Origin of the sequence: Dielma fastidiosa, from assembly GCF_003475485.1 — a bacterium.
GTDB classification, from domain to species: domain Bacteria; phylum Bacillota_I; class Bacilli_A; order Erysipelotrichales; family Erysipelotrichaceae; genus Dielma; species Dielma fastidiosa.
Genome location: NZ_QRQL01000008.1, coordinates 112,585 through 126,509, shown reverse-complemented (window position 1 = coordinate 126,509; position 13,925 = coordinate 112,585). Strand labels below are relative to the sequence as shown.

Genomic DNA, 13,925 nt, shown 5'->3' with positions numbered 1-13,925 from the left:
ATTATAAGAGCGTTTTTGAAAATGTAAAGGATTTTTTTGGAAAAAGAAAAATACCTGACAATTTCCTATCAGGTATCTCTCTGCAGTCCCCCGTGAAGGGGTGACTCTGATAATGAGTCTTGCAAAATGTATTTGTGCTTAGTTCAAGGCGTCCCTTGACTGTCTTTATGATAAATGAAATTATAAGAAAAGTCAATATGAAGGTATGATTTGATTTATATGATTCGTTTATGATAATGTCTTAAGTATCCACAATTAATTATGGCTGTTAACATGATCTTGTTCAGTTATAATTCAATAATAGATATATTGTTTTAATAAATAGTTTATTTCAATTTATTGATTAAATATAGTAACATTTTTTAAGTATCATAAATTCAGGATTATTGATTTGACATAGTAATTGTTTCTGTTAAAATTTGATTAATAAGTTTCATAAATACTATGCAGTTGAATTGGGGCGCTGCACAAAAAGAGGGTGGGAATATAATAACATCAATTAGTACATCGTAGTGTAGTGTGGTGTAAAACCATTTCTATTATTTGTCTTGCACAAAAATATGGAGGTAAAGTTAGTGAAAGAGAAATATATACTGGGTATTGATTTAGGTGTTGGCTCTATTGGATGGAGTTGCATGGCAGTGAATAATGAGAATGAACCAATTAGGATCATAGATTTGGGCAGCAGGATTTTTAGCGCGGAAAATGGTTCTATGGAAGATCGCCGAAATGCACGTGGATTACGCCGTCTGCTGCGCAGAAGAAAGGCAAGAATTCAGAAAACCAAAAATTTATTTATATCTTCTAATTACTTTACAAAAGATGAAATGAATCTATTTTTTGAGAAAGAAGCTTGTAAGTATGACAATCCCTATTTATTAAAAGTAAAAGGGTTAAATAATAAATTAACGATAGAAGAACTTTTGATTTGTCTAGTGCATTATTCAAAATATCGCGGTTTTAAATCAAATCGTAAAGTAAAGGATGAGCATTCCGCAAATAGTACGGCTTCAGCTTCTGAGGATCAAAAGCTACTTTATTCAATTCAAACAACAGAGAATGAATTAATAAACAATCAATGGACGATTTCTGAATATATAGTTAATGATCCTAAATTTAAAGATAAAATTAAGAATACAAGCGGAGAATATAAGATAGGTATCACAAGAGAAATGATTGTTCAGGAAGCTGAATTATTACTGAATAAACAGATTGAGATGAACGTAATCAGCGATCAATTCAAAAATGATTATTTGACTATTTTAACTAAACAATTATCTTTTTCAGAAGGACCAGAATGGGGACCTTATCATAATCCTTTATCCAAGATGATTGGTATCTGTAAATTTGACAAACAGGATCGAGCGCCAATTACATCATATAGCTATGAGCTATTTATTATGATTCAGAAATTGCGCAATATCACTTATTATGAAGAAGGCTGTCGAATTAAGAATCGTTTAAATAATGAGCAAATTCAGAAACTGCTTGAGGAAGCTGTCTCTGGAAAAGAAATTAAATATAAGAATATTCAAAAGGTGATTGGACATCAAGTTAATTTTCCGGGCCTTTTATTAACTAAGAATGATTTCATGAAAATTGTCAGCAAATCCAGAGAAGAAAAAAATAAAGATAAAACATTAGAAGAATTAAAGAATGAAGCTAAGAATAACATTTCTGTCTATGAAATGAAAAATACTAAAATCTTGAAATCTCAGTTAAAAAAATTAGGTTATGAAAATGTCGAAGTGAAGGTTTTAGATGCTTTGGCTAATCTATTATCACGTTATAAATCAGACGATGAAATTCGCAAAGGAATAGAAGAAGATGAGCTTTTAAAAAATCAAGATCAATTATTTAAAGCAGCCATTCTGAAACTTGATGAAGGAAGTTTTAAAGAATTTGGTAAGCTTTCCTTTAATATGCTTTATCAGCTTTTACCATTGATGATTAATGAAGGAATGGATTATGCTCAGGCAATGGCAGCATTAAATCTTGACCATTCACAAGCGCATAAAAATGATACTGATTATGAAGAGCTGCCGCCGCTGAAAGAGGTTTTTGAAGAGTTGGATAAGACAGTTACAAATCGGTCTGTAATCGCAACTTTACAACAAACAAAAATGGTGATTAATGCTATTTTTGCACGTTATGGTAAACCGGTAGCTATTCATGTTGAAGTTGCCCGTGAATTAACTAAAAATAATACCGAGCGCAAACAATTAATGGATATGCAATTATCAAATCAAGTGACTAACACTAGTTTGAAAATGCAGATATTCAATAAGTATTCTGATCAGTTTACTTCTATGGCGAAAATTAGTCATGATGATTTAGTTAAGTATAAACTATTTATTGAGCAAGGCGGCATTGATCCTTATACGCTCGCTTTAACAAATGATGAAATTGCCGCGAGAATTAATGAAAAAACATTATTCACCCGTGAATATGAAATCGATCATATTATGCCATATTCAATTAGTTTTAATGATACTTTTGCTAATAAAACATTAGTTCGCAAAGAAAGAAATTTGGAAAAAGCGAATAATATACCTTATGAAGTATTTGGCAGAGATTCAGGATACGCAAAATATGAAGCATGGGTACGGCGTACGATTAATGATCCTAAAAAACAAGAGATATATTTAAAGATAGTTCGACAGCAAAAATCAATCCCACAGATTCAAGGTTTTCCTTGGATTTGTGGGATTTTTCTTTTTGTCCGTTTTTCTGAATTTCTATCTGTTAGTAACAAGTTAGAAACAAAATAGTAACACTGAATCAGGTGTCTTGTGCAAGACTTTTGTTGTCTTGTGCAAGACATTTTCTGATGTCCAGTTTAGTTCTGCAATGAATGATTCTTCCATCTTTGAAGAAAACATCATATCCATCATGTGTGTTCCCTTTGATGGTCAGAATCTTTTCCCTGGACTTTTCTGCAAGCTGCATATTATCAAACAGACCTTCCTGGTCTTTATTCACAAGGAACAGAAAATATTTGTTCATGGACATTCCTTTGTCTGCTGCAAGGTTTTTGATGACCTGCTTCATTCCCTTTGGAACTGAAAAATTTATTCTTTCATAATGGTCTGCATTGAATTGGTTTTTATATGCTGTTCTATTCATTCAGGTCACCTTCTTTCAAATCAGGTTGATTGCTTCCAGTTTGATTGGAAGTTCCAGGTGAGTATAAACAGCTTGTGTGACATTCTGTCCTTTGTGACCAACAATCTTCTGAATGATTCTTTCATCAACCTTCTTTTCAGTCAGCAGGCTGACACAGGTGTGTCTTGTGTCATGTGGTCGGTGTCCTTCATAGACTGGTTCTTTTTTATCTTCCTTGATGACATGCTTTCCCATGTTCAATTGAAGCATCAATGGAATCCAGTATGAATCATAATAATTGCGATATTTGAAAGGCTGTTCATCAGGTGTGCAAATCAGATGGTCACAGTCCTTCTTCATCCAGTATTCAAAGAAAGGAACAACCTTTTCTGCAATTGGAACTTCCCTGATGCCTGATTCTGTTTTTGATTCTTTCACATAGAACCATCTTTCATCCAGGTGAATGTCTTTCTTTTCCAGGTCAAGCAATTCACCGATTCTGACACCAGTGTATATGAGAATAAGAACAACAGACAGATATTCATTGGATTCTTGTGCATCCCACAGCATTTTGACTTCCTTCTTGCTGAAAGGTTTTCTGTTGTATGCATTTGGATTTCCTGCTTTGTTGATGTCCACATATTTGATTATATCCCTTTTGTCAGGGGTGACTATTTCATGAATGACTGCATAATCCCACATCAATCCCCACAGATTTTTCAATGTCTTCAAGGTCGGTGTGTTCTTCCCTGATTCATCCGCACATTGTTGAAGGTGGTCAAGTTTTATTTCCACAAATTTCATGTCATGCAGCGGTTCACTGGTCTTGAATGCTGCTTTGTAACCATTGCAGTCTTTGATGGTTTCATAGTGAATTGCAGACCATTTTTCATATACTTCTTCAAATGTGATTGTGTCCAGGTGCAGGTCATAAGGGTCTTCATTATAAGATGCAAGTGCTTGAAGTGCTTCTGCCCTGGTTGCATAATATCCTATAAACTTATAAATAGGATATGATTTTTTCTTTTCAGGAATCTGTTTCCATCCAACAGTCTTCCTGGCTGCCCATGGATTTCTTCTTTTCCCTGACAGCTTGTAAACTGAACCATATTTATTTGGTAATTTCATGACCATCATCCTTTCTTTTTTCAGGATGAAATGGTATAATTATATTGGTGTTTTTGGTGACCATTTCATCCATTTGATTTGGTTTCCATCCTTTTCCCCTGGCTGTTGGTAGCAGTCAGGGGAATTTTTTATTTTACAATGAAATGTGACTTGGTGCAGCAGTCTGACCAAACTGCATTTTGACAAACTGACCATATTTCTTTGCAGTTCCCCAAAATGCAAGCATCCCTTTGTCATAATGAATGACCAGGAAATATTTCTTGATTCCTTTTCCAGTGGATGCAGCATTTCCATGATATTTCTGCATGAATTGTGATTCTTCCATTGCACTGATTGACTGAATCCTGTTCCTTGGAAGTGTGACAGTTGTTTCAGGTTTTATCCTGGTGATTGTCAGCATATCTGCATCCAGTTCCAGTCTGCATGGATAGTCTTTTGCAAACTGTTCAATCCCTTCATAGTGCTGAACTGCAAGTCCTGATTCTTTTTTCTTTCCAAACATCTTGAATTCCTTCCTTTCATGTTGACTTTGCTGAAAGCCTTGATTTTATTGGACTTTCAATGGTTTTTAGTGTTCAAAAAGTCAAGATGTGATGCATTTTATATATTATAATTATTTTTTAAGGAATCATTGAATTTTGATGATTTCCTATTCTTTAATTATAAATAAGTCAAAACAATCATTGACATCTTGACTTTTCCTTTGTTTTCAAGGTTTACATCTTGACTTTTATCTTGAATTTATCTTGAATTGAAGTTGACAAAAATAATGTTCCCTATGCGTTTTTCAATGCAGTTTCCCTTTTTTCAGTGTACTTGGACAGTTCTGTCATGTCTGACAAGTCTTCCAGGACTTTCTGCTGTCCAGTCTGATTCAGTTCCATAAACATCTGCAACACATGAACTGCATCTTTTCCAAAATGCTTCTGAACCAGTTCAATTGCTTTGGTTTCTTCTGCTGCCTTGGCAGAATTAAAGCGGTCATCAAAACACATCAATTCACAAGGTGAAACACCAAACTTTTTTGCAAGCTGTTGAATGTGTGTCCTTTTTATATTTTCAACCTGACCTGTTTCCCACTTGTTCACTGCTGCCCTGTTCACTGGTGGATTCAATGACTTTCCAAGTTCTTCTTGGGATATTCCCATTTCTTCCCTTAATTGCTTGATATATGTTCCCATTGTCATAGTGGTCACATCCTTTCATAGATTGTTGTATCTTGATAATAGCATAAATGCGTTATTTTTTCAATTTTTCTTGAAAAAATATCTTAAAAATTTTAAAAAACCTATTGACAACTTTGAAGATACACATTATACTTGACTTGTATCTTATGAAGATACATCAAAACAGAAGATTGAAGCAACCAGGAAAGTTCAGGTGCAGCGATAGGGCGGTTCACAAGTGACATGGTGGTCAGGCTGCTGAATGGCAGACAGAGTGAATGCAGAATAAACATGACCTGACAAAGTAGTTGAAGAAACCAGGAACAACAAGTCAATGAAGCAAAGTGTTCTGCACTATTTGAAGAAAGCAGGCAGGATGAACCAAACATCACTTCAAACTTAAACCAAGAAGTTGTTAAGGGGAAGAATCAATCAAGGGAGATGACACAGCACTTCAATCTTCATTTGATAAAGAAAGGAAGTGTTTCAATGGCATATTCAATTCTTGAAGCTAATATGGAAAGACTGGAAAAGAAATTGACCAGGATTCAGAACAAATGCAAAAAGTTTGGTTGTTCTTTCACTTATGAAAAGGTTGGTGAAGAATTCAAGACCCTGAAAGATGAAAGGGGTGTTGAATACCAGGCAAAGTTCATTCTTGTTGAAGCAGAAGGAAAAGCAGTCCTGAATGATTGGATGTTCATTGCAAGTGTTCAGCATACTGAAAAGGGAAACATCATCAATTCAACTGGATGTTCCATTGAAGTTCCTGAAAGGTATTATACATCAGAACCTATTTGTGAACACTGCAACAGCAGAAGGGCAAGAAAAGACACATACATTGTTATGAATCAGGTTACAGGTGAATTCAAACAAGTTGGAAAATCTTGTCTGAAAGATTTCACAAATGGAATGGATGCAGCAATGATTTCACAGTATTACAGTTTCTTTGATGAAATGGTGAAGGGTGAAGAACCATATAGTGGTTGTTGGATTGAACCACACTATGAACTGAAAGAATTTCTTTGCTATGTGTCAGAATGCATCAGGTCTTTTGGTTATGCCAAAAGGGATGGTTTTGGAAAGTCCACTTGTGACAGAGCATTTGACTATTGGTGTGTGAATCATGGATTCACAAGATGGATTCCTGAAAAACTGGTTGAACAGTATAAGGAAGAAATGGCTGACAATCATTTTGATGTTGATTCTGAAAGAGTTATTCAGCAAGTAAATGAAGCCCTGGAATGGATTTCAGGTCAGGAAGAATCAAATAATTATATGCATAATCTGAAAGTTGTTTGTAGTCTTGAATGGTGTCCAAGTGGAAGTCTTGGAATTGCAGCATCATTGTTTCCAACATGGAACAGAGAACTTGCATATCAGAAAAAGCAGGAAGAAAAGAAAGCTGCTGCTTCTGTTTCAAGACATGTTGGTGAAATTGGTCAAAGAATTTCTTTCAACATTTCAGAAGCAATTGCATTGACATCATGGGAAACTGAATGGGGATATACAACATTATGGAAGATAGTTGATGAATCAGGCAATGTTTTCACCTGGAAGACAAGTTCTTGTCCTGATTTTGAACATGCAGTGAAAATCACTGGAACAATAAAGGCACACAATGAATTCAGAGATTGCAAGCAGACTGAATTGACAAGATGTAAACTTGCAGCATAGAAAGGAAGTGAAGTTGATGAATAAGAACAAATTTGTTAGTGTGATGAAATTACATGGTGACACACAGGAAAGCCTGGCAGAAGCAATTGGAATTTCTGTTCAGCGGTTGAATGCAAAAATCAATTCAACTGGCGGTGCTGAATTCACAATGTCTGAAATCAGGGCAATCAAAATCAGATACAATTTGACTTGTCAGGAAATTGATGAAATATTTTTTTGCGACTGATGTATCTTAATAAGATACAAGGAAAGGCGGTGAAATGATGATTGACTGGAACAACAGTCCTGACAACAGACTTTCAGTTGCAGAAGCTGCACATCTTCTTGGTGCTTCTGAACAGTTTGTCAGAATCGGATTGCAGCAGGGAACATTGAAGTTTGGAATGGCTGTCAAGATGTCAGGTCAATGGACTTATGTGATAACAAAGCAGAAGTTTGAAGAAATCACAGGAATAAAAGTGTGATAACAAAATATGAAAGGATGGACAAAAACACATGAAAGGTTACAAAGTATTCAATTCAGACTGGACTTGCAGAGGATTTCAGTTTGAAGTAGGAAAAGTATTTGAAGAAGATGTCACACCAGTATGTTGTGACAGGGGATTTCATTTCTGCACAAAAGCATCTGACTGTTTCAGATATTACAGTTTTGACCCTAACAACAAGGTTGCAGAAGTGGAAGCACTTGGTGACATTGACACCCAAGATGATGACAGCAAGTGCTGCACGAACAAAATTCATATTATCAGGGAAATCACATGGCAGGAAGTTCTTGACCTGGTGAACTTGGGAAAAGCCTGCACTGGACTTTGCAACAGCGGTAATCGCAACAGCGGTGATTGGAACAGCGGTAATCGCAACAGCGGTAATCGCAACAGCGGTGATTGGAACAGCGGTAATCGCAACAGCGGTAATCGCAACAGCGGTGATTGGAACAGCGGTAATCGCAACAGCGGTAATCGCAACAGCGGTGATTGGAACAGCGGTAATCGCAACAGCGGTAATCGCAACAGCGGTAATCGCAACAGCGGTGATTGCAACAGCGGTGATTGGAACAAGACTTGTTTTTCAAATGGATGTTTCAACACTGAATCACCAAAAATTTTCTTGTTCAACAAACCTTCTGATTGGACATATCAGGATTGGTTGAATTCAGATGCAAGATACATTCTGATGGATTGTCCTTCAAATGTTCTTTCCTGGATATGGGAAGATGACATGACAGATGAAGAAAAAGAACAGCATCCTGAATATTCAGTGACAGGTGGATTCTTAAAGCACATTGAAAAAGAAACAGGAAGACAGATGTGGTGGGATGGTCTTTCAGACAGAAAGAAGACCATTGTGATGAATCTTCCAAACTTTGACAAGGACATCTTCAAAGAAATCACTGGAATTGATGTGGAAGGTTAGGTGGTCACATGGAACTTTTCAAACATCAGCAGGAAGCACTTGAACAAACCAAAGACCTGAACAGGGTTGCATATTATTTGGACATGGGTCTTGGAAAAACTTTTGTTGGTGCTGAAAAGATGAAGGTCATGAATTCACCAGTGAATTTGATTGTTTGTCAGAAGTCAAAGATTCAGGACTGGATTGACCATTTCAATGAACATTATGCAATAGATGAAAGGTCTGCATTTCAGAAAGATTTGATTTTTGACCTGACAAACAAAAAAGCATTTCAGGCATTTATCAATGAAGCACAGCAAGCAACAGAAGACCATTGGATTCAGGATGAATTGACTGGTGAATATTACAGACAAGAAAACCTTTATCCATTCAATGTTGTTGGTGTTATCAATTATGAACTGGCATGGAGAAGAAAACAGTTGCTGCAATTGCAGGACTTCACATTGATGCTTGATGAATCATCCTTGATTCAGAATCAAGGTGCAAAACAGTCAAAATTTATCCTACAACTGCATCCTGACAATGTGATTCTTCTTTCAGGAACACCAACAGCAGGGAAATATGAAAATCTTTGGTCACAGATTCATCTGCTTGGATGGAACATTTCAGAAGATGTTTATAACAGGCAATATGTGAACTGGACAAAGATTGACATGGGTGGATTCATCCACAAGATTGTGGACAAAGAAAATCCATACAAGAATGTTGACAGGTTGAAATCCAAGTTGCGTGAACATGGGGCGGTCTTTATGAAAACAGAAGAATGTTTTGACCTTCCTGAACAGACCTTCATCAAACAAACAGTTCCAACATCCAAGGAATACTGGAAATTCATGAAGGACTGCATCATCACTGTTGGAAAATCATCAGAAGATGGATATGTTGAAGATGTGTTTGAACTGGTTGGTGACACCACATTGACAAAAAGACTTTATGCAAGACAGTTGTGTGGTCAATATAGTGAATTCAAATTGCAGGCATTCAAGGAACTTGTGCAAAGCACCCAGGACAGATTGATTGTGTTTTACAATTTTAATGCAGAATTGGAACTTCTGAAAAGAATTGCTGCATCTTTGGACAGACCTATTTCAGAAGTCAATGGTCAAACAAAAGACCTGACAGCATACGAACAGGAAGATAATTCCATCACCTTCATCCAGTATCAGGCAGGTGCAATGGGATTGAACCTTCAAAAAGCAAACAAAATCATATATTTCACCCTGACTGATAAGTCAGAACTGTTTGAACAGTCAAAGAAAAGGATTCACAGAATCGGTCAGGAACAACCTTGTTTTTATTACATTTTAATGTGCAAGGGAAGTGTTGAAGAAGTCATCCTGCAAACCTTGGAAATGCGGAAGGACTTCACAGATGAACTATTCAATGAATATGAAAGGATGGAAAACAATGGATAATAACACCAAAACTTATGGAAGGAAGGTCATCAGGTCAAAGCAATCACAGCGAATTGTGAAAAACAGGTTCTTGATTTTCACAGCGGTGGTTCTTCTGATTGGTGCATTGCTTGGGGCATTGATTGCAGGAATTGCACACAAAGACACCAAGGAAATTGAAACAGGAACAACTTCTGAAAAGAATGAATATATCATGCAGCATGTCAACCATTATGGTGCTTATGATGGAAGGGTCTTCACCAGTGAAATTTCAATGGACTGGTCAGGTGATGAATTTGATTTCATACCACTTGACTGCAACCTGGATGAAGCAACACAGGAATTCACTTTCTATCTTTGCAAGGGATATGACATTGACTGGACACTGGTCATGGCATTGATGCAGAAGGAATCTTCTTTCAGGTCAGACATCATCAGTTCAACAGATGATTATGGTCTGATGCAGATTAACAAATGCAATCATGAATGGTTGGAAGAAACAATTGGTGTGACTGATTTCCTGGATAAGGAACAGAACATCAGAGCAGGGGTTTTTGTTCTTCGGAAGTTGTTTGAAGAATATACAGACCCAAACCTGGTATTGATGGCATACAACATGGGGTCAAATGGTGCTGAAAAACTTTGGAACAAAGGAATCTATTCAACACCTTATGTTGATGACATTCTTACATATCAGGCAGAGTTTGAAAAGCAACTTGAAGAAAGGAATGGTGAACAGTAATGAAAAAATGTAAACAGGCAATGAATGACAACACATGTGACAAAGATTGTTGCTGCTATTATTGTGAAGATTTTGAAACATGTGGACATGCTTGCAGCAACTATGATGACAAGGAAGACCTGGAACAGAATGGTTGTGAAGAACAGTTTGATGAAGAAACTGCTTTGCAGGAATTCAACAAGGATTCAAATGCACTTGCAATCATGCAGCAGATTTCATCTATCAGCAAGCAGAAGAAGGAACTTGAAGAAAAGGAAAAGGAAGTCAGGGCAGCACTGGAAGCTGCAATGGGTCAGTTTGGAATCAAGTCATTTGAAAATGACATCCTGAAAGTTACTTATGTTGCACCAACAAAGAAGACAACTATTGATTCTAAAGCATTGAAGAAAGACCATCCTGATGTCTATGAAAAGTATGCAAAGACATCAGATGTCAAAGCATCTGTCAGAATCACAGTCAAGGACTGATGAACTGACCTGCAAGGATTGTGAAAAATGGAAATGGTGCATTGAAAGTTCCAGGGAATATCCTTGCAAAGATTTTAGAAAGAAGGTGAATAAAAATGCCAAATTGGTGTGTAGGAAGCTTGAAAGTTAGAGGAACAAAAGAAAACCTGACAAAGTTTATTCTTGAAGGATTGCATCCAGTTGGATATTTGGGAGAATCAAAAGGAAAATTGTCACTGAATGAATATGGTGATGTTGAAAGTGATTTGACCTGTTGGATTGAAGGAACACACAGGGGATTTGTTGAAAGTGTAGATGCATACCTTTCAGAAATTGAAGATGGTGAAACTGACATTGTTGTATTTGATTCCAAGTTTGCATGGGGCATTGATGCCCAACAGCTTCTTCAAGTATGTAATAAATTCAAGGTTGATATGAAAATACATGCTTTTGAAAGGGGGATGGAATTCAATCAGGTCATTGAAATAGTTGACGGAAATATTCTGAAAGATGAAGAACTTAATTTTGACAATTATAAATGGGATTGCATCTGTCCTGAACTTGGTGGTTGATATGGCAGCAGAAAAAAACTTTGAAAACAAAATCAAAGGATTCCTGAAAGACCATGGATGTTGGTTCTTGAAATATTGGGGCGGTGCAGCATATACAAAGTCAGGCATCCCTGACATCCTGGCATGTTGCAATGGAAAGTTCCTTGGGATTGAAGTCAAGGCAAAGAATGGAAAACCAAGTGAATTGCAGCTTTACAATTTGAAAAAGATTGATGAAGCAGGTGGTTTTGCAATTCTTCTTTATCCTGATGATTTTGAAACCTTCAAGACTATGATTGAACTGATTCAGAGTGGATGCACATGTGGTCAGTATTATAAAAAATTGAAAGGAAGGTGGTCAAGTTGATTGTGTCACACAGCAAAGTGGAATGTTTTGAATCCTGTCCATATAGATATGATTTGAGATACAACCAGGAAATCAGAACAATCCCACCTGATAATGCAGACAATGCATTGTTTCTTGGAACAGCACTTCACACTGGACTGGAAAAAGATGTTCAGACAGCAATTCATGAATATTTTATGGAATATCCAGTCATAAGTGATGCTCACATCAATGAAGCAATGAAACTTGAAGTGATGATTCCAAAGGCAGCAGCAATGATTCCATCAGGTGAACATGAAGTGAAAATTGAAGATGATGACTTCATTGGTTTCATTGACCTGCTTGCACCTGCAAAAACAGAACAGAAACTTGGTGGTGAACATCAGGTAATTCCAAATGTTTATGACTTGTATGATTTCAAATATTCAAACAATGTCAGCAAATACAAGGATTCACCACAGCTTCACTTATACAAGTATTTCTTTGAAAAGAACAATCCAGGAAAAATCATCAGAAACATGTTCTTCCTGTTTGTGCCAAAGGTGAATATCAAGCAATCAAAGAAAGAAGACCTTTTCCAGTTCAGGCAAAGATTGCAGGAAGAACTGGACAAGAAAGAACCACAACTGGTTCATATAGAATATGACCCTGAAAAGGTCATCAACTTCCTTCTTTCAACAAAAGGAATGTTGGAAGCAAAGGATTTTCCAAAGAACACAAGTTGGTTATGCAACTATTGTGAATATAAAGACTATTGTCAGAAAGGGATTGATTTTATGAATTTACCAAGTAGTGAAAGAAGAAACATCAGTGAAACAAAGAAAAGAAAAATTTGGATTTATGGTGCTGCATTTAGTGGAAAGACAACCATGCTTGATGATGCACCAAATCCGCTGAACTTGAACACAGATGGAAACATCCAGTTTGTCACAATGCCTTATGTCAGCATCAAGGATGAAGTCACTGTCAATGGCAGAATGACCAACAGGAAGTTTGCATGGGAAGTTTTCAAGGACACCATTGCAGAACTGGAAAAGAAGCAGAATGACTTCAAAACCATCATCATTGACCTGTTGGAAGATACCAGGGAAATGTGCAGGGTGTTCATGTATGATTCCCTTGGAATTCAGCATGAATCTGATTCAGGATTTGGAAAGGGTTGGGATATTATCAAGACAGAATATCTGTCCACAATGAGAAGATTTTTCAACCTTGACTATGAAAATCTTGTGGTTGTATCACATGAGGACATTTCCAAGGACATCACCAAAAAGAATGGTCAGAACATCACCAGGATTGCACCAAACATTCAGGATGCAATTGCAAATAAGATTGCAGGAATGGTGGACATTGTTGCAAGGGTTGTTGTGGAAGATGATGACAGCAGAACACTGAACTTCAAGCAGAATGAAGTCATCTTTGGTGGTGGCAGATTGAAAGGAATCAGTCAGACAACCATTCCCCTTTCATGGGATGCTTTGATGGATGTTTATGACCAGGCAAATCAGGCAGCAGGAAGCACACAGGAAGCCACACAGCCGACTTCAAGAAGAAGGTCAACCAAATCCACACCTGACACAGAAAATCCTGCCACAGACGATTCTGACAAGCCACAGCAGGATTCAGAGCCTGCACAGGAATCAAATGAAACAGCAGAACCTTCTGCTGAATCAGATACACAGCAGGATGCACCACAGGAAGAAGCACCTGCACCAAAAACAAGAGTTAGAAAAAGAAGGGGTGAAAACTAATGGATGAATTATTGAAGATGTTGCTTGAAGCAGCAGAAAAAGAAGGAAAAGTGCATGTTGTGAAGAAGACTGTCAACAAGGAAGACAGCATCATCAAGGATGCACAGGAACTGGCACATGCAAACAAGGTTCTGTATGATGCCCACATCAAGGAAGGGTTCAACAGTGCAGAAGCACTTGCCCTGGTAGTTGCAACATTAAATTAA

The 13,925-nt window shown here is 37.0% G+C and carries 16 protein-coding genes; 12 read left to right on the top strand and 4 right to left on the bottom strand.

What is annotated here, in order from left to right:
* The first annotated feature begins 575 nt into the window (after positions 1–575).
* Positions 576–2,771: a type II CRISPR RNA-guided endonuclease Cas9 gene (gene cas9, locus DWZ33_RS14425; protein WP_182425742.1), complete on the top strand. Its 2,196-nt coding sequence runs from the start codon at positions 576–578 to the stop codon at positions 2,769–2,771.
* 10 nt (positions 2,772–2,781) lie between these two features.
* Here the strand turns inward: cas9 and DWZ33_RS14420 are convergent, their stop codons facing one another.
* From DWZ33_RS14420 to DWZ33_RS14405, 4 genes are all read right to left on the bottom strand, one after another.
* Positions 2,782–3,126, bottom strand: coding sequence for a DUF4388 domain-containing protein (locus tag DWZ33_RS14420; RefSeq protein ID WP_118455480.1), 345 nt, complete (start codon positions 3,124–3,126; stop codon positions 2,782–2,784).
* 15 nt (positions 3,127–3,141) lie between these two features.
* Positions 3,142–4,233 (bottom strand): tyrosine-type recombinase/integrase, encoded by a 1,092-nt coding sequence (locus DWZ33_RS14415; protein ID WP_118455478.1) that lies wholly within the window; start codon positions 4,231–4,233, stop codon positions 3,142–3,144.
* Between the two features lie 133 nt (positions 4,234–4,366).
* Entirely contained in the window at positions 4,367–4,735 is a 369-nt protein-coding gene (locus tag DWZ33_RS14410) for a hypothetical protein (protein ID WP_118455476.1), read from the bottom strand.
* A gap of 274 nt (positions 4,736–5,009) precedes the next feature.
* Positions 5,010–5,420: a helix-turn-helix domain-containing protein gene (locus DWZ33_RS14405; protein ID WP_118455474.1), complete on the bottom strand. Its 411-nt coding sequence runs from the start codon at positions 5,418–5,420 to the stop codon at positions 5,010–5,012.
* A gap of 468 nt (positions 5,421–5,888) precedes the next feature.
* Here DWZ33_RS14405 and DWZ33_RS14400 point away from each other — a divergent pair, with 468 nt between their 5' ends.
* The 11 genes from DWZ33_RS14400 (at position 5,889) to DWZ33_RS14350 (ending at position 13,925) form a co-directional block, all read left to right on the top strand.
* Positions 5,889–7,076 carry a hypothetical protein gene (locus tag DWZ33_RS14400; protein ID WP_118455473.1) on the top strand — a complete coding sequence of 396 codons (1,188 nt, stop codon included), beginning with the start codon at positions 5,889–5,891 and terminating at the stop codon, positions 7,074–7,076.
* Between the two features lie 16 nt (positions 7,077–7,092).
* Positions 7,093–7,302, top strand: coding sequence for a helix-turn-helix domain-containing protein (locus tag DWZ33_RS14395; RefSeq protein WP_118455471.1), 210 nt, complete (start codon positions 7,093–7,095; stop codon positions 7,300–7,302).
* Between the two features lie 37 nt (positions 7,303–7,339).
* Positions 7,340–7,540, top strand: coding sequence for a hypothetical protein (locus DWZ33_RS14390; protein ID WP_118455469.1), 201 nt, complete (start codon positions 7,340–7,342; stop codon positions 7,538–7,540).
* 31 nt (positions 7,541–7,571) lie between these two features.
* Positions 7,572–8,489, top strand: a complete 918-nt coding sequence (locus DWZ33_RS14385) for a DUF7666 domain-containing protein (protein ID WP_118455467.1) — start codon at positions 7,572–7,574, stop codon at positions 8,487–8,489.
* A gap of 8 nt (positions 8,490–8,497) precedes the next feature.
* The gene (locus DWZ33_RS14380; RefSeq protein WP_118455465.1) at positions 8,498–9,904 is read left to right on the top strand and encodes an SNF2-related protein; all 1,407 of its coding nucleotides are present in this window, start codon (positions 8,498–8,500) and stop codon (positions 9,902–9,904) included.
* Positions 9,897–10,625, top strand: a complete 729-nt coding sequence (locus tag DWZ33_RS14375; RefSeq protein ID WP_220452451.1) for a transglycosylase SLT domain-containing protein — start codon at positions 9,897–9,899, stop codon at positions 10,623–10,625. Before DWZ33_RS14380 ends, DWZ33_RS14375 begins: the two co-directional genes overlap by 8 nt.
* Positions 10,625–11,092 carry a hypothetical protein gene (locus DWZ33_RS14370; protein WP_118455463.1) on the top strand — a complete coding sequence of 156 codons (468 nt, stop codon included), beginning with the start codon at positions 10,625–10,627 and terminating at the stop codon, positions 11,090–11,092. Before DWZ33_RS14375 ends, DWZ33_RS14370 begins: the two co-directional genes overlap by 1 nt.
* 95 nt (positions 11,093–11,187) lie before the next feature.
* A complete protein-coding gene (locus DWZ33_RS14365) occupies positions 11,188–11,643 on the top strand; it encodes a hypothetical protein (RefSeq protein ID WP_118455461.1) in 456 nt (151 codons plus the stop codon).
* A 1-nt stretch (position 11,644) separates the two neighbouring features.
* Entirely contained in the window at positions 11,645–11,989 is a 345-nt protein-coding gene (locus DWZ33_RS14360; RefSeq protein WP_118455459.1) for a VRR-NUC domain-containing protein, read from the top strand.
* Between the two features lie 2 nt (positions 11,990–11,991).
* Entirely contained in the window at positions 11,992–13,719 is a 1,728-nt protein-coding gene (locus DWZ33_RS14355; RefSeq protein ID WP_220452450.1) for an AAA family ATPase, read from the top strand.
* The gene (locus tag DWZ33_RS14350; RefSeq protein WP_118455455.1) at positions 13,719–13,925 is read left to right on the top strand and encodes a hypothetical protein; all 207 of its coding nucleotides are present in this window, start codon (positions 13,719–13,721) and stop codon (positions 13,923–13,925) included. Before DWZ33_RS14355 ends, DWZ33_RS14350 begins: the two co-directional genes overlap by 1 nt.